The organism is Photobacterium obscurum (assembly GCF_026191635.1).
GTDB classification, from domain to species: domain Bacteria; phylum Pseudomonadota; class Gammaproteobacteria; order Enterobacterales; family Vibrionaceae; genus Photobacterium; species Photobacterium obscurum.
Map to the genome: position 1 here is coordinate 98,696 of NZ_JAKRRW010000008.1, position 15,161 is coordinate 113,856.

The 15,161-nt window shown below is 53.3% G+C and carries 14 protein-coding genes; 5 read left to right on the top strand and 9 right to left on the bottom strand.

The window, feature by feature from the left end; genetic code table 11:
• Window positions 1-274: 274 nt before the first annotated feature.
• From recG to gmk, 5 genes are all read right to left on the bottom strand, one after another.
• Complete coding sequence (recG, locus tag MD588_RS12195) at window positions 275-2,356, bottom strand: ATP-dependent DNA helicase RecG (RefSeq protein WP_265697556.1); 2,082 nt, start codon at window positions 2,354-2,356, stop codon at window positions 275-277.
• Window positions 2,357-2,373: 17 nt separating this feature from the next.
• On the bottom strand, window positions 2,374-3,084 hold the full coding sequence (trmH, locus tag MD588_RS12200; RefSeq protein WP_265697557.1) for a tRNA (guanosine(18)-2'-O)-methyltransferase TrmH: 711 nt from the start codon (window positions 3,082-3,084) through the stop codon (window positions 2,374-2,376).
• Between the two features lie 99 nt (window positions 3,085-3,183).
• Window positions 3,184-5,286 (bottom strand): bifunctional GTP diphosphokinase/guanosine-3',5'-bis pyrophosphate 3'-pyrophosphohydrolase, encoded by a 2,103-nt coding sequence (spoT, locus tag MD588_RS12205; protein ID WP_265697559.1) that lies wholly within the window; start codon window positions 5,284-5,286, stop codon window positions 3,184-3,186.
• Window positions 5,287-5,304: 18 nt separating this feature from the next.
• Entirely contained in the window at window positions 5,305-5,580 is a 276-nt protein-coding gene (gene rpoZ, locus MD588_RS12210; RefSeq protein ID WP_036821454.1) for a DNA-directed RNA polymerase subunit omega, read from the bottom strand.
• Between the two features lie 50 nt (window positions 5,581-5,630).
• Window positions 5,631-6,257: a guanylate kinase gene (gene gmk / locus MD588_RS12215; RefSeq protein WP_265697561.1), complete on the bottom strand. Its 627-nt coding sequence runs from the start codon at window positions 6,255-6,257 to the stop codon at window positions 5,631-5,633.
• Between the two features lie 282 nt (window positions 6,258-6,539).
• On the opposite strand from gmk, the gene MD588_RS12220 reads away from it, so the two are divergent.
• Window positions 6,540-8,510: a methyl-accepting chemotaxis protein gene (locus tag MD588_RS12220; protein ID WP_265697562.1), complete on the top strand. Its 1,971-nt coding sequence runs from the start codon at window positions 6,540-6,542 to the stop codon at window positions 8,508-8,510.
• Between the two features lie 71 nt (window positions 8,511-8,581).
• Here MD588_RS12220 and MD588_RS12225 read toward each other — a convergent pair whose 3' ends face one another.
• A complete protein-coding gene (locus MD588_RS12225) occupies window positions 8,582-9,445 on the bottom strand; it encodes a YicC/YloC family endoribonuclease (protein ID WP_265697564.1) in 864 nt (287 codons plus the stop codon).
• 257 nt (window positions 9,446-9,702) lie between these two features.
• Here MD588_RS12225 and rph point away from each other — a divergent pair, with 257 nt between their 5' ends.
• Window positions 9,703-10,419, top strand: coding sequence for a ribonuclease PH (gene rph, locus MD588_RS12230; RefSeq protein WP_265697565.1), 717 nt, complete (start codon window positions 9,703-9,705; stop codon window positions 10,417-10,419).
• Between the two features lie 115 nt (window positions 10,420-10,534).
• Entirely contained in the window at window positions 10,535-11,176 is a 642-nt protein-coding gene (pyrE, locus tag MD588_RS12235) for an orotate phosphoribosyltransferase (RefSeq protein ID WP_265697566.1), read from the top strand.
• A gap of 136 nt (window positions 11,177-11,312) precedes the next feature.
• On the opposite strand, the gene slmA is transcribed toward pyrE, so the two are convergent.
• From slmA to coaBC, 3 genes are all read right to left on the bottom strand, one after another.
• The gene (gene slmA, locus MD588_RS12240; RefSeq protein WP_265697567.1) at window positions 11,313-11,903 is read right to left on the bottom strand and encodes a nucleoid occlusion factor SlmA; all 591 of its coding nucleotides are present in this window, start codon (window positions 11,901-11,903) and stop codon (window positions 11,313-11,315) included.
• Window positions 11,904-12,131: 228 nt separating this feature from the next.
• Window positions 12,132-12,587, bottom strand: coding sequence for a dUTP diphosphatase (gene dut, locus MD588_RS12245; protein WP_265697568.1), 456 nt, complete (start codon window positions 12,585-12,587; stop codon window positions 12,132-12,134).
• Complete coding sequence (coaBC, locus tag MD588_RS12250; protein WP_265697569.1) at window positions 12,584-13,813, bottom strand: bifunctional phosphopantothenoylcysteine decarboxylase/phosphopantothenate--cysteine ligase CoaBC; 1,230 nt, start codon at window positions 13,811-13,813, stop codon at window positions 12,584-12,586. Before coaBC ends, dut begins: the two co-directional genes overlap by 4 nt.
• 256 nt (window positions 13,814-14,069) lie before the next feature.
• Here coaBC and radC point away from each other — a divergent pair, with 256 nt between their 5' ends.
• Window positions 14,070-14,744, top strand: a complete 675-nt coding sequence (radC, locus tag MD588_RS12255; protein ID WP_265697570.1) for a RadC family protein — start codon at window positions 14,070-14,072, stop codon at window positions 14,742-14,744.
• A 172-nt stretch (window positions 14,745-14,916) separates the two neighbouring features.
• The gene (rpmB, locus tag MD588_RS12260) at window positions 14,917-15,153 is read left to right on the top strand and encodes a 50S ribosomal protein L28 (protein ID WP_075763017.1); all 237 of its coding nucleotides are present in this window, start codon (window positions 14,917-14,919) and stop codon (window positions 15,151-15,153) included.
• The last annotated feature ends 8 nt before the right edge of the window (window positions 15,154-15,161 follow it).

Consider the following 15,161-nt stretch of genomic DNA (forward strand, 5'->3'; position numbering starts at 1 on the left):
TGAAATTTGCGCACTATTTTAATTATCTTTTCATAAATAGCAAACGATTGCGTGGTTTGTTTTGATTTATTTTTATTTGAACGAAAAGTGAGTGCTGAGAGAGCAAAAAAGAAAGAAATGTGCCAGAAGCCATATTTCCCCTTGGCTGCCTAGATCACAGTAGGAAATTATCTGGGGAGTGACGTGCTCGCTGCCAGACAGAAACTGAGAGTTTTGTTCTGTCTGGCTCTAATTGTCGTCAAGAGTGTTTTATCGAGACAATAGTTGGTGGTGATCAGGCGTTGGAATAGTTTTCCCGCTGTCCCAGCCAGCGGTCGATGATGGCCTTGGCATTGTCCGGATAGCGGTCTTGAATGTAGCGAGCCAGCTTCTGTACCTGAGGGATCAGGTGCTGGTCGCGAACCAGGTCGGCGATTTTAAACTCGGCAATACCTGTCTGTTTGGTACCTAGCAGCTCGCCCGGCCCACGGATTTCCAAGTCACGCTGGGCAATGACAAAGCCATCGCTGCTTTCGCGCAATACCCCCAGACGTTTCTGGGCCGTTTTCGACAGCGGGGCATGGTAGAGCAGGACACAGTGGCTGGCGACACTGCCTCGGCCAACCCGTCCGCGCAACTGGTGCAGCTGCGCCAGGCCGAGACGCTCGGGGTTTTCAATGATCATCAGGCTGGCATTGGGAACATCTACTCCGACCTCGATCACGGTGGTGGCCACAAGCAGGTGCAGTTCGCCGTCCTTGAAACGTTTCATTACTTCTTGCTTTTCAGCTGGTTTCATCCGGCCATGCACCAGACCGATATTGAGCTCAGGTAGCTGGGCCGTCAGTTCATCGGCGGTATCCGAAGCGGCCTGTGCCTCCAGTATCTCGGACTCATCGATCAGGGTGCAGACCCAGTAGGCCTGCCGCCCCTCGTTGAGGCAGGCACTGCGGATCCGTTCGATAATTTCAGCGCGGCGGGAATCGGGCAGTGCCACGGTCTGGATCGGCGTGCGGCCCGGCGGCAATTCATCAATCACCGAGGTTTCGAGATCGGCATACGCTGTCATTGCCAGGGTACGAGGGATAGGGGTGGCAGTCATGATCAGCTGGTGCGGATAGCGCCCGTCATTGGCCCCTTTCTCGCGCAGTTCCAGACGCTGGTGGACACCAAACCGGTGTTGTTCGTCAATGATAACCAGCGCCAGGTTATTGAATACGACCTGTTCCTGGAACAGGGCATGGGTGCCGACTACCATTTTGGCCTCGCCACTTTCGATGCGTGCCAGTTCGGTATCCCGTGCTTTGCCCTTAAGCTTGCCGGCCAGCCAGCCGACCTGAATATCCATCGGGTTGAGCCAGCTGGCAAAGTTGATTGCGTGTTGCTCGGCGAGCAGTTCGGTCGGGGCCATCAGCGCAACCTGATAGCCATGCTCGATTGCCCGCAATGCAGCCAATGCCGCCACCAGGGTTTTGCCCGAGCCGACATCGCCCTGTACCAGTCGCATCATCGGGTGGGGCTGGGCCAGATCGGTTTCGATGTCGGCCACCACCCGTTGCTGGGCGCCTGTCGGGCTGAACGGCAGGCTGGCCAGTAGCTGTTGCTTGAGGGTGTTGCGAGCCGCTAGCGGCCAGGCATCGTGCTGCTGGCTTTTGTTGCGGACTGCCAGCATCGACAGGTTTTGCGCCAGCAACTCTTCGAGGATCAGCCGGTGCTGGGCCGGGTGTTTGCCTTCTTCCAGCTGGTCGAGCGAGACGTCGGGCGTCGGACGGTGCATCAGGTGCAGCGCCTCGGACAGGGTCATCTGCCGATCGTACAGGCCATCCGGTAGCAGCTCGCGGACCGCGGCTTTATCAAGCAGACGCAGGGCCTGGTCTGTCAGGTTGCGCAGCGTCAGTTGGCGCAGGCCGTCAGTGGTCGGATAGACCGGGGTCAGGGTTTCCTCGACGCTGAGTTCGGTAGGCTCGGAAAACACCTTGTAATCCGGGTGGATGATTTCCAGTCCGAACTTGCCGCGCTTGAGCTCGCCGTAGGCCTTGATCTGTTTGCCTTCAGCGAAGCTGTTTTTCATCGCGGCATTGAAGTTGAAAAAACGCAGGGTGGCCGAGCCGCTGTTATCACTGATTTTGACCGTCAGCATCCGGCGCTTGCCAAAGCTGATGTTGCTGCTCAGCACTTCCCCCTGGATGGTCAGGTGCTGGCCGGGCATCACATTGGCGATGGGCCAGATCCGGGTACGGTCTTCATAGCGGAGAGGAAGGTGAAAGAGCAGGTCCTGAACCGTATGCAGGCCAATTTTTTCCAGCTTTTCAGCCATTTTTGCCCCCACACCGGACAGCTCGGTAAGGGCTATGGTATCAAGTAGTTGTCCGCTCATCGCTCTTCCTGGTTCCGCTATTTATTTGGCTTTTTCTTGGGTTCGGTTGCCTGCATGGTACTCCACCACTGGTCGTCGGCGGCAATTTGCCCCTGTTCGTCCAATGGCGGGTAAGGCAGCCCTTTGCGACGGGCTACTTTCGCCAGTACCGGGTGGCCGCGTTCAAACAGGATACGGTGAACCACGTCATCTGGTAGCTGGGTTTTCTCCAGCTCGTACATACCGGCTAGCTGGCGCTGACGCTGGGCTTCATACAGGATCAGGGCACTGGCGACCGAGACATTCAGAGACTGTACCATACCTACCATCGGAATGATGATGTCCTGATCGGCCAGAGCCAGCGCTTCAGGGGTGATCCCATTTTTTTCGCCGCCGAGAATGATCGCTGTCGGTTTGGTGTAATCCACTTCACGAAAATCAATGGCGGTGTCCGACAGGTTGGTGGCAAGTACCTGCATGCCTTGGGCTTTGAGGGCGCCGACGGCATTGACCATTGAGTCATGGGTTTCCAGCTCGACCCAGTTGCGCGCCCCTGCCGAGGTATGGCTGAGGACCCGCATGCCGTCTTTTGGCCAGACGGCATGAACCTTATGGACGCCGACGGCATCTGCGGTACGGATAATGGCGGAGACGTTGTTTGGCTTATGCACTTCTTCCATGCATACCGTCAAATCTGGCTGTCGGGTTGCCAGTACAGACTGAATTCGTTGAAAGCGATCGGGAGTCATAATTGTTGTCGTTCTATCATAAAGAAAACGCCCGAAGACGGGCGTTTAGGTTCATTGCTGAGTCAGAGCGGTTTGTATCACCGGCTCTGGGTCTAGCCATTAGTTCTTCTGGCGCGAGACGCGCACGACATTCGGCATTACCCGGATACGGCGCATGATATTGGCCAGATGGATACGTCCCTTGGTTGTCAGGCGTACCGTGATGGTGTACAGGCGTCCGTCCTTCTCTTCGGTCGCCAGCCCCTGGATATTCGATCCGGTTGCGGCGATAGTATTGGTCAGATCGGCCAGTGCACCCTGGTGGTTCTGCATATCGACTTTCAGGTTGGTCACGAATTCTTGCTCGAAGTCCTCGCTCCACTCGACCGGCATGTATTTGTCCGGCTCCTTCTGATAGCCACGAATATTGGCACATTCCTCACGGTGGATCACCAGGCCTTTGCCCGGGCTGACATGAGCCATGATCGGATCGCCATGGATTGGGTGGCAGCAGTTGGCAAAGGTCAGCAAGATACCGTCCGCGCCCTGAATAGGCAGGCGATGGGTGGTTTCTTTTACTGTTAACTCATCCACATTGCCCAATAGGCGGCGAGCCATTACCACGCTCATCAGTTCACCGAGGCCAATCGCGGTCAGCAGATCATCAATGGTTTCCAGACGTAAATCGGTCAGCACCTGCTGCAGGTTATCCGGATCGATCTGGTCGATGCTGAGCTCACCCAGTGCATGGTTGAGCAGGCGGCGGCCAAGGGTGATCGACTCTTCCCGGCGCATGGTCTTCAGTACCTGACGGATTTTGGTCCGTGCGCGTGAGGTCACCACATAGTTGAGCCAGGCGGCATTTGGGCGTGCACCCGGTGCGCTGATGATATCAATGGTCTGGCCGTTTTTCAGCGGTTTGCTCAGCGGATAAGGCTGGCGCTCAACGCGTGCGCCGACACAGGCATTACCGACATCGGTATGGACGGCATAGGCAAAATCGACTGCTGTCGCGCCGACCGGCAGCTCGACAATCCGCCCTTTCGGGGTGAAGACATAGATCTCATCCGGGAACAGATCCGATTTCACATTTTCGATGAACTCGAACGAGCTCCCCGCACTTTGCTGTAGTTCCAGCAGGCTTTGCATCCAGCGCTGGGCTTTGACCTGGGCGGTGGTACCGCTGCTTTCGCCGTCTTTGTAGGTCCAGTGAGCCGCAACCCCTTTGTCCGCCATTTGATCCATATCTTCGGTACGGATCTGCACTTCGACTGGCACGCCGTGCGGGCCAACCAGCGAGGTGTGCAGGGACTGATAGCCGTTGGCTTTCGGGATCGCGATATAGTCTTTCATCCGGCTCGGACGGGGCTTGTACAGGTTGTGTACCTGTCCCAGCACGCGGTAACAGGTATCCAGATCCTTGACCAGTACGCGGAAGGCGTAGATGTCCATGATCGAATGGAAACGCTGCTCTTTGTTCTTCATCTTGTTATAGATGGAGTACAGGTTTTTTTCGCGGCCCAGTACCTTGCCTTCGATCCCCGCATCGTCGAGACGTCCCTCGATTTCGGCGTGGATCTTGTTAATCATTTCTTTGCGGTTGCCGCGGGCAGAGGCCACCACTTCCTTCAGTACCCGGTAGCGGTTTGGATAAAGCGCTTCAAAGCCCAGCTCTTCAAGCTCGGTTTTGATGTTGTGGATACCTAGACGGTGGGCTAGCGGAGAGAAAATCTCCAGTGTCTCGCGGGCAATGCGGCGGCGTTTGTCCGGACGCAGGGCACCTAAGGTGCGCATATTGTGCGTGCGGTCAGCCAGCTTGATCAGAATGACACGAATGTCATGGGCCATTGCCATGATCATTTTGCGGAAGTTCTCGGCTTGCGCTTCTTTGCGGTCGCGGAACTTCAGCTTATCCAGCTTCGATACCCCGTCGACCAGTTCGGCAACCGTCGAGCCAAAGCGGCTGGCGAGATCTTCTTTGGTGACCTCGGTATCTTCGATTACGTCGTGGAGGAGGGCTGCCATCAGCGTCTCGTAGTCGAGGCGCATTTCCGCAAGGATGCGGGCTACGGCAATCGGATGGATAATATATGGTTCGCCGCTAGAGCGGGTCTGCCCTTCGTGGGCATCTCGCGCAACGAGATAAGCCTGCCTGAGTGCCTCAATTTGAGACTCAGGCAGGTATTCGATTGCGACTTCTTTCAGGCTATCAAAAAGATACAATTCGCCCGGTTCCCTGAATTAACGGTGGTCGCCTGCAATAGCGCTAACAGCTGCTAGCTCTGCTGCTTCTTGCTCTTGAAGTTCCTGACGCTCGCGAGCATCCAGGATATCTTTAGTGATTAGGCCTTCTTCGATTTCACGAAGCGCGATCACTGTATACTTATCGTTTTCTTCCGGAACCAGTGGATCCTTACCGCCAGTTTGCATCTGACGAGCGCGGCGTGAAGCAATTTGGATCAGATCGAAACGGTTGCCAATTTTATCAACAGCGTCTTGAACGGTTACGCGTGCCATGGAGGACTCCAGTGGTTATATATAAAAGAAGGAAAATTGTACAAAAATACTTACTGTTCTGCCAGTAGGGCATTGAGCATGCTGTTATATTTAGCAGCTTGTTTGTCTTGCTTCAATCGTTCTGCACGGATAATGGCCTTAAAGTCCATTAGCGCAACGTCGAAATCATCATTGACGATCACGTAATCGTACTCGTCATAATGGGAAATTTCCGAGCGTGCTTCTTGCATACGACGGGCAATCACGGTTTCGCTGTCCTGGCCTCGGGCGTTCAGACGACGCTCCAGTTCCTCTTTTGACGGAGGCAGAATGAACAGGCTTTTGGCTTGTGGCATTTGCTTGCGGATTTGGCGCGCACCCTGCCAGTCGATATCCAGGAAGACATCGATGCCTTTGTTTAGCTGTTCTTCAATCCAAGGACGAGACGTACCGTAGTAGTTACCAAATACTTCGGCATGTTCAAGGAATGCACCTTGCTCAACCAGATCAGTAAACTCTTCGACACTAATGAAGTTGTAATGAACACCGTGCTCCTCACCCGGACGCATGCCGCGTGTGGTGTGGGATACGGATACTTTCATGTCATAGGTCGGATTGGTTTCAAGAAGGGCGTTAATCAAGCTTGATTTACCAGCGCCACTTGGTGCCGACACGATGTATAGAGTACCTTTGCTCATTGCCTATTTCACTCAGTGATAGAAGGGCGCGCAGATTATCATGATCTGCGCCCAATTGAAATCAGAAAGTCAAGGTTGGGCCTTGGCTTTTTTTATGAGCCAGCCATAAGCATGGCACAAAAAACAAGGGAGGGGACTTCAGGCTATCATTCTGTAATCTTATGATTTGTCGGTGCTAATCGCTGTTATTGATATACCTCATGTCATATCAATCTGGTTGAGTATTATACTGGTTGCGCAAAAGGTAATAACAATAATTCCCAATCATAGAGTAATAGAACCATGTTAATACGTCATAAGTTACTGGCAGGAGGGGCCTCCTTGCTGGCGGCCGCCTTGTTGGTTTTGTTTGTGGTGATCCAGTATTTTGCGACACCGATTATTCGCCAGCAGTCCATTGCAAACGCTGAGCATCAAGCCCAGATCACGGGCGAAACAATCGCCCGGGAGCTGGCTAAAACCGAAACCCTGACCAAAAACCTTGCGGCACTGGCCGAGATACTGCCGCTTGAACCTGCAGATTTTAGCTCCCAGATCGGGCAGTTAATCCGTAATGCCGATGGTATTGCCGGCGGCGGTATTTGGCCTGAACCTCACCAACTGATCCCCGGTCAGCAGCGGGCGTCTCTATTTTGGGCCAAAAACACCCAGGGCCAATTCTCGCAGCTTGATGATTACAATCAGCCAACTGGCAGTGGTTACCACCAGGAGAGCTGGTATCGGGCAGCTAAGACAACACCGCTAAACCAGTGCGCTTGGTCGGCGGTTTATGCCGATCCGGTGTCGAATATTCCAATGGTAACCTGTTCGGTGCCGATTCAGCGCCAGGGACAGTTCTGGGGGGTGGCGACTATCGATCTCGAACTGTCCGGCCTTGATGATTTGTTGCTGCAGGAAAACCGCGCCAGCCAGGCATTTAACTTTATCGTTGATCAGACCCAGCAAATGGTTTCGCTGCCTGCCCTTCGTCAGCAGAATTTATCCATGCAGACACTGCAAGTGATCGGCAGGCAGGACCGTACCCTAAAGCCGCTGACTGATGCGTTGCTGGGGCAGTCCAGCGTGCCGGTCGAATTGGAGCAGGGGGTATTGACTGATGACGAAGCGATTTTGATCACCTATACCCTGCCTGAACAGGGGTGGCGTACCGGGATCTTGTTGCCTTCTTCAGTAGCGCTCAAGGCGGTGTCGACGCTGACCTCGGCGTTGTATTTTTCACTTATCTCTCTGATTGTTTTGTTTGTCGGGGTGCTGCTGTTTTCTGGTCACCGTTTGTTGCATCAAATTCAGTCGACAACCCGACAGGTCCGTAATTTAAGTCAGGGTGATATTGCGACCAAGCTGGCCGTGACCGGAGATGACGAAATGGCGCAGCTTTGCGTGGCCGTCAATGACTATGGTGATCACCTGGTCGATATCTTGCTCCGGATCCAAAACGAAGCCGAGAAAGTGAAGAACAATGCTGAGTCTATCCATAAGCTCAGCCACGCAGCCACCGAGCGGGCGGGATTGCTGATGGACGAAAACCATACTCTGGCGACGGCGATCAACGAAATGGCGGCGACGGCTACCGATGTATCGCAGAATGTTACTTCGGTGGCGCACACGACCGAGCAGTCTGCCGAGTTGGTTGACGACGGCTTCCAGTTGATAGCCAGCAATGCCGACGCGATCAGCCAATTGGCGGAAGCTTTGAATAATGCCTCGGGTGTGATTGAACGGCTGTCGCAAGACTCGCAGCAGGTCGGTTCGGTGCTGGATGTGATAATGAATATCTCGGAGCAAACCAATTTGCTGGCGCTGAATGCAGCCATTGAGGCGGCTCGTGCCGGCGAGTCGGGGCGGGGATTTGCGGTGGTTGCAGATGAAGTGCGCACCCTGGCTAGCCGGACCCAGCAGTCAGCGACGGAGATCGAGGCGATGATCAGCCAGCTACAGGCCGCGGCTGGCCAGGGCGTGAATGTTATTGACGGTTGTCGTCAGCTCTCAGAGCAGGTGACCGAGCGCTCGGAAGTGACCCGGACACGGTTTGGCGATATTGTCACGGCCTTTAATGATATTCGCGATCGGGCGACAAGTATTGCGGCTGCGGCGGAAGAGCAGGCCAAGGTCACCGACAATATCGATGAGTTGGCGGAGCGGATCCGACATATTTCAGACCAAAATGCCGAGGATGCAGAGGCATTTAATACAGTAAGTGAGGAATCAACGGCTCAGGCACAGCGGTTGTATGCGATTAGCCAGCAGGGATAAGGAAATGAGTCGGTAGGCTTAAAAAAAAATGAAGCCTCGTAAGAGGCTTCATTTTTCGGATTCAATGCGGTTTATTCGATATTCTGGATCTGCTCGCGCATCTGCTCAATCAATACCTTCAGTTCTACCGCCGAGGCCGTGATATCGGTACTGATAGATTTTGAGGCCAGGGTGTTCGATTCGCGGTTGAACTCCTGCATCATGAAATCAAGGCGACGGCCGCAGGCGCCCCCCTTCTTCATAATTTTCTGGGTTTCCTTGACGTGGGAGTCTAGGCGGTCCAGCTCTTCTGCCACATCGCTCTTCTGTGCCATCAGGATCAATTCCTGCTCGATACGGTTGGCATCCAGCTCCACTTTTGCTTCTTCAAAGCGGGTTGTCAGGCGTTCGCGCTGCCAGTTGATGATTTCCGGCATTTGCTGGCGCACCTTGGCAGCTTCAACCGCAATGGCTTCCAGGCGCTGGTCAATCAGGGCCTTCATGTTCTCGCCTTCGCTTGCACGCGCAGCGATGAAGTCGTTGATCGCCTCGTCAAAACCGTCCAGCAGATCTTTGTTGATGGCATCCAGGTCTTGCTCGGGTGCTTCCATTACGCCAGGCCAGTTTAGTACCTGAAACGGACCGATGCTGCCTTCGCCAGAGGTCTCTTTTACCCACTTGGCTGCTTTGATAACTTGCTTGGCCAACTCTTCATTGATGGTCAGCTCATTGCTTGTGGCTGTGCTGGCCTCAAAGCGCAGGTTACATTCCACTTTGCCGCGTGCCAGACGTTTGCGGAAACGCTCGCGCAGTACCGGCTCCAGGCCGCGGAATTGTTCTGGCATACGCAGGTACGTTTCCAGATAACGCTGATTGACTGAACGGATTTCCCAAACGGCAGTGCCCCAGTCGCCTTTTACTTCACGACGGGCATAGGCGGTCATGCTATGGATCATTGGCTGATGGCCCTTTTTATATGATGGAATGTAACTACTTATTAGGCTTACGGGTATTACCGGAAGCGTAATAGAAAGAATAGGTGCGTAGTTACCAGAGAGTGCTGATTATACTCACCATTAATGACAAAAGAAACGAACGGCAGCACGGCGCCTTTTTCGTTATCGCGTCGGGGGGGAATGGGATTAACGTGCACTGTGTCAGATAACTGGCTATAATCGCCGGTTAATATAGCCCAGCCAAAGGTAAAGTCCCGATGCGCCCAAGCGGAAGAAGCACCAGTCAAGTACGTCCAATTACGATCACTCGTAATTTCACAGCACATGCTGAAGGTTCAGTATTAGTCGAGTTCGGCGATACCAAAGTCATTTGTACAGCAAGTGTGGAAGAGAATGTACCTCGCTGGCTAAAAGGCAAAGGGCAGGGTTGGGTAACAGCGGAATACGGGATGTTGCCGCGTGCAACGCATTCACGTAACCGTCGTGAAGCGGCGAGTGGTAAGCAAGGTGGCCGTACGATGGAAATCCAGCGCCTGATCGCACGTAGTCTTCGCGCTGCGGTTGACTTGGAAGCGTTGGGCGAGCAGATGATCACTGTTGACTGTGATGTTATCCAGGCTGATGGCGGTACTCGTACCGCTTCTATTACCGGTGCGATGGTCGCTTTGGTTGATGCCATCAATTATATGATTGAAAAAGGCCTGCTGAAGAAGAGCCCGCTGAAGGGGATGGTTGCTGCTGTCTCGGTGGGGATCTATAAAGGTGAAGCTATCTGCGATCTTGAGTATCTGGAAGATGCGGCTGCCGAAACCGATATGAACGTGGTGATGACCGAAGAAGGCAAGATGATCGAAATCCAGGGCACCGCCGAGGGCGAGGCCTTTAGCCACGAAGAATTACTGGCAATGCTGGCTCTGGCCAAGGGCGGCATTGATGACATTATCGGCGTTCAGAAGCGAGCGTTGGAAAGTTAATTATTGAGCGACTCTATTGAGTCGCTTTTTTTTGTCTAAATTTTGGTGAGGCAGTGAATCAGCATAATTTAGGACATGTGTAACAGCACTAATATCGATAAATAAAGGAGAAACCATGAAAGCATATCAGCGTCAGTTCATCGAATTCGCCCTGGAAAAAGGTGTTCTAAAGTTTGGTGAGTTTACTCTGAAATCTGGCCGTAAGAGCCCGTACTTTTTCAATGCGGGTTTGTTTAATACAGGTCGTGATTTAGCACGCCTTGGCCGTTTTTACGCTGAAGCTTTGGTGGATGCAGGCATCGAGTATGATGTGCTGTTTGGTCCGGCTTACAAGGGGATCCCGATTGCCACTACGACCGCAGTGGCATTGGCTGATCATCATGATGTTGATACTCCTTACTGTTTTAACCGCAAAGAAGCCAAAGCTCACGGTGAAGGCGGCAACCTGGTTGGTAGTGCACTGGAAGGGCGTATCATGCTGGTGGACGATGTGATCACTGCGGGCACAGCTATTCGTGAGTCAATGGAAATCATCAAGGCCAACGGTGCCGATCTGGCCGGGGTACTGGTTGCGATTGACCGCCAGGAAAAAGGCAAGGGCGAGCTGTCGGCGATCCAGGAAGTAGAACGTGACTTCGGTTGTGCGGTCATTTCTATTGTGTCGCTGGGAGATGTGGTGACTTATCTCTCTGAACAAGAAGGCATGGACACACACCTTGAAGCCGTTAAAGCCTACCGCGCGGAGTATGGGGTCTAGGAATATAAGGTACGAGAACCTGGATCCTAGCTCCTGGAAAGAGCAAGCGCGGTAGGACATTGAACCTTGCTGGTTCTATACAAAAAAGCGAGAGGTTTGTACCTCTCGCTTTTTTATTTCAAATCTCGCCCAGCTCTTAACCTAACTCCGCACTCAGCAGGCGCCAGTACTCATCGAAGCTCTCGGTCGGCTTGTATTTGAAATTTGAGCGCACGAAACGGTTGAGGCTGCCTTCCACCTGACCTAGCAATTGTGCGGCGAGGATAGTTTCATCGACCGGGAAGCCTTTGCCTTCACGCAGTTTGCGCTCGCGCAGGATTTGACGCAGCTGAGTCTCGATACGTTCAAACAGCTGGTTGATACGCGCCTGCAGGCGGTCTTGCTCAAACATCAGGGCATGGCCGGTCATGATGCGCGTTAGCCCCGGGTTGCGCTCGGCAAAGCCTAGGATAAGCTGCAGCACCATACGCAGGCGGTTAAGGGTATCTTTCTCGTCATCAAGGATACGGTTGATGCGAGTCGTGATTGAGTCTTCTATGAACTCAATCAAGCCTTCAAACATCCGCGCCTTGCTTGGAAAATGGCGGTACAAGGCGGCTTCAGAAACGCCAACCTGTGCTGCCAGCTTGGCGGTAGTGATACGTTGGCTGCCCTGGGCAGATTCCAGCATTTGAGCCAACGCTTGCAAAATCTCTTCGCGGCGATTGTTTTTTTTGTTGCCAGCCATGAATAACCGTTCCTTTTCGAAATGAGTCTGTTATCAGACAGATCGCAATCTGCCATCAAACCCGCATATCTTAGCGATGCCGACGCGTTGTGAAAAGCACTGGCAGCAGATACTGATCTCTTTATCGACAAAAAAAGCTCAACCTGAAGAGCTGAGCTTTATATTTGATCTTGTTCGACTATTTCGTCAGCAGAAAATGACGAAATAGTCGAACCCTAGTGCCAGCGCCTAGTTTCGGCCTGAGTGACCGAAGCCGCCTTCGCCGCGATCGCTGCTAGCGAAGTCCGACACGATATTGAAATCGGCCTGGACCACAGGAACAAACACCAGCTGGGCAATGCGGTCGCCCGGCTCGATGGTAAAGGTGCTGTGGCCACGGTTCCAGACCGAAACCATTAGCTGACCCTGATAGTCTGAGTCGATAAGGCCGACCAGGTTACCCAGTACGATACCGTGTTTATGGCCGAGGCCAGAGCGTGGCAGAATGGTTGCTGCCAGGCAGGGATCGGCAATGTGGATGGCAAGGCCGGTCGGCACCAGGTGGGTTTGTCCCGGCTCAACAAGTAGCGCGTTATCCAGGCAAGCCCGCAGATCCAGCCCCGCGGAACCTTCCGTTGCATAGGCCGGAAGCGGAAACTCGTTCCCGATGCGCGGGTCGAGAATTTTCAGGTCTATTTTTTTCATGCCTGCTTCTCTTTATCTAGTTTCTCTTTATACAGCGTAATGATTTCACCGATCAGCTGCTGCCCAAGCTCATGTTTTGAGGTCAGGGGCAGGGCCTTGTCACCGTTAGGCCAGTACAGGTGTAGGGCATTGCTGTCACTGTTAAAACCATGATTTTGTTGTGATACATCATTAGCGCAGATTAAATCCAGGTTCTTACGGCTGAGCTTACTGCGGGCGTACTGTTCGACATCTTGGGTCTCGGCGGCAAACCCGACAGTGAACGGACGCTGTTCGGTCATGCCGGCGACGCTGGCAACGATATCCGGGTTTTTGACCAGACGAAGTGTCATTTCCTCTTCGCCGGACTGTTTCTTCATTTTCTGCTCGGCAATCTCTGTCGGGCGGAAGTCGGCGACTGCAGCACAGGAGATAAAGATATTGTGGCTGATGGCATTGTCCATTGCAGCACGGTGCATCTGCTCAGCGCTGCTGACGTCAATGCGTTGGACTCCGTCTGGGGTTGCCAGATTGACCGGCCCGCTGATCAGGGTAACCTGGGCACCACGCTTGGCAGCCGCCTCGGCGATGGCATAGCCCATCTTACCGGAGCTGTGGTTGGTGAGGTAGCGAACCGGATCAATCGCTTCCCGGGTCGGTCCTGCGGTAATGGCAATCTTGACGTCGGCCAGATCCGCAGGCTGAAAGAACGCTTCGGCAAGGTGAACCAGTTGCATTGGTTCGAGCATACGCCCCGGGCCAACATCGCCACAGGCCTGCTCGCCGCTGCCCGGCCCCCAGATAGGGAAACCTCGGCGCTTCAGGGTCGCAAGGTTTTCTTGAGTTGCGACGTTGCTGTACATCTGCTGATTCATTGCTGGGGCGACAACGACAGGTGCATCGGTAGCAAGGCAAAGGGTCGATAGCAAATCATTGCCCATTCCGGCACTGATGCGAGCGATCAGATCGGCGGTGGCTGGTGCAAGCAATACCAGATCGGCCCATTTGGCCAACTCGATATGGCCCATGGAGGCCTCGGCGGCGGGATCGAAAAGACTGTCTGAGACCGGGTAACCCGAGACCGCCTGCATGGTCAGCGGAGTAATAAATTCCTGGGCGGCTTTGGTCATTACCACGCGAACTTCGGCACCACGCTCAATCAGGCGTCGGGTGAGCTCCGCGCACTTATAAGCTGCAATTCCGCCGCTGATACCCAGAAGTATTTTTTTTCCTGCCAGTGTTTGCATTCTATAGCCTGCTCATCAATGTCCAGTTAGTTAACTGGGTGACAAGATAGCATCAAATTTGGCCTGATTCATCGCCTGGGATCAAAGTGGCTGCTTGCGACTACTCGCTCTTTATTTGTGCGCTCGCTCGCTTGTGCCGCGTCTGGTTCTGTCGTGTAAGGTGCCCGGGGCTGAGTTCATCTCCAATATTCCGACCATCGATTTGAATTTTGAGCGGATTATCCGTTTGCTATCGGAGAGGGAGGATTAATGCACTATGTCATTAAAATTATTACCGGAAGAATCGAGGCCGCGTGAAAAGTTACTGTCCCGTGGGGCAAAGGCCCTGTCGGATGCCGAGCTGTTGGCTATTTTCTTAAGAACCGGCATATCGGGAATGAATGCTATCGAGCTGGCGACCTACTTACTAGAGGAGTTTGGTTCGTTGCGGGCGCTACTGGCAGCCGATCAAGCGGCTTTCTGTCTGCATAAGGGGCTGGGGCCGGCGAAGTTTGCGTTATTGCAGGCGGTATTGGAGATGAGCCTCCGCCATATGGAGGAAACCTTGAAAAAGGGCGATGCCCTGACGAGTCCGCAACATACCCGGCGTTACCTCAGTCAATTGCTGCGAGACAGGCAGCGGGAGGCGTTCTTTATTCTGTTTCTCGATAATCAGCACCGGGTGCTGACTGGCGAGGTACTTTTCGAGGGAACAATCGATTCCGCGAGCGTGTATCCACGAGAAGTTGTAAAAAGATCACTGGAACTTAATGCAGCCGCGCTCATTTTAGCGCATAATCACCCGTCAGGCGTAGCAGAGCCGAGTCAGGCAGACCGTCGAATTACACGAAGGATCAGCGATGCGCTGGCCTTGGTCGATATTCGTATCCTAGATCATTTTGTTGTTGGCGATGGGGAGATTGTTTCTTTCGCTGAGCGGAATTGGCTATAAAACAGCCAAAATTCGATCAAAAAGTTGAGAAAGGACTGCTCGGGACTTGAGCAACTGGTTTTGACTTAGTATAATGCGCGACCTTTGATAGCTGTGGTTAGATGTGAAAAGTTTTTTCGCATTGGATAAACCATGGTAGATATCGAGCTGAAACGATTTGGAGAAGACAGTAATGTCCCGAGTATGCCAAGTAACTGGTAAGCGTCCTGTAACGGGTAACAACCGTTCACACGCACGTAATGCCACCAAGCGTCGTTTTCTGCCGAACCTGCAAACTCATCGTTTCTGGGTAGAAAGCGAAAAACGCTTCGTTAAACTACGCCTTTCTGCGAAAGGTATGCGTATCATTGATAAGAAAGGCATCGATGCCGTTCTTGCAGATATGCGTACTCGCGGCGAGAACGTTTAAGAGGATTT

Bases quoted from the DNA above. Each gene is read 5' to 3' on its own strand.
- recG (WP_265697556.1), bottom strand. From the start codon at position 2,356: ATGAGCGGACAACTACTTGATACCATAGCCCTTACCGAGCTGTCCGGT.
- trmH (WP_265697557.1), bottom strand. From the start codon at position 3,084: ATGACTCCCGATCGCTTTCAACGAATTCAGTCTGTACTGGCAACCCGA.
- rpoZ (WP_036821454.1), bottom strand. From the start codon at position 5,580: ATGGCACGCGTAACCGTTCAAGACGCTGTTGATAAAATTGGCAACCGT.
- gmk (WP_265697561.1), bottom strand. From the start codon at position 6,257: ATGAGCAAAGGTACTCTATACATCGTGTCGGCACCAAGTGGCGCTGGT.
- MD588_RS12220 (WP_265697562.1), top strand. From the start codon at position 6,540: ATGTTAATACGTCATAAGTTACTGGCAGGAGGGGCCTCCTTGCTGGCG.
- MD588_RS12225 (WP_265697564.1), bottom strand. From the start codon at position 9,445: ATGATCCATAGCATGACCGCCTATGCCCGTCGTGAAGTAAAAGGCGAC.
- rph (WP_265697565.1), top strand. From the start codon at position 9,703: ATGCGCCCAAGCGGAAGAAGCACCAGTCAAGTACGTCCAATTACGATC.
- pyrE (WP_265697566.1), top strand. From the start codon at position 10,535: ATGAAAGCATATCAGCGTCAGTTCATCGAATTCGCCCTGGAAAAAGGT.
- slmA (WP_265697567.1), bottom strand. From the start codon at position 11,903: ATGGCTGGCAACAAAAAAAACAATCGCCGCGAAGAGATTTTGCAAGCG.
- dut (WP_265697568.1), bottom strand. From the start codon at position 12,587: ATGAAAAAAATAGACCTGAAAATTCTCGACCCGCGCATCGGGAACGAG.
- coaBC (WP_265697569.1), bottom strand. From the start codon at position 13,813: ATGCAAACACTGGCAGGAAAAAAAATACTTCTGGGTATCAGCGGCGGA.
- radC (WP_265697570.1), top strand. From the start codon at position 14,070: ATGTCATTAAAATTATTACCGGAAGAATCGAGGCCGCGTGAAAAGTTA.
- rpmB (WP_075763017.1), top strand. From the start codon at position 14,917: ATGTCCCGAGTATGCCAAGTAACTGGTAAGCGTCCTGTAACGGGTAAC.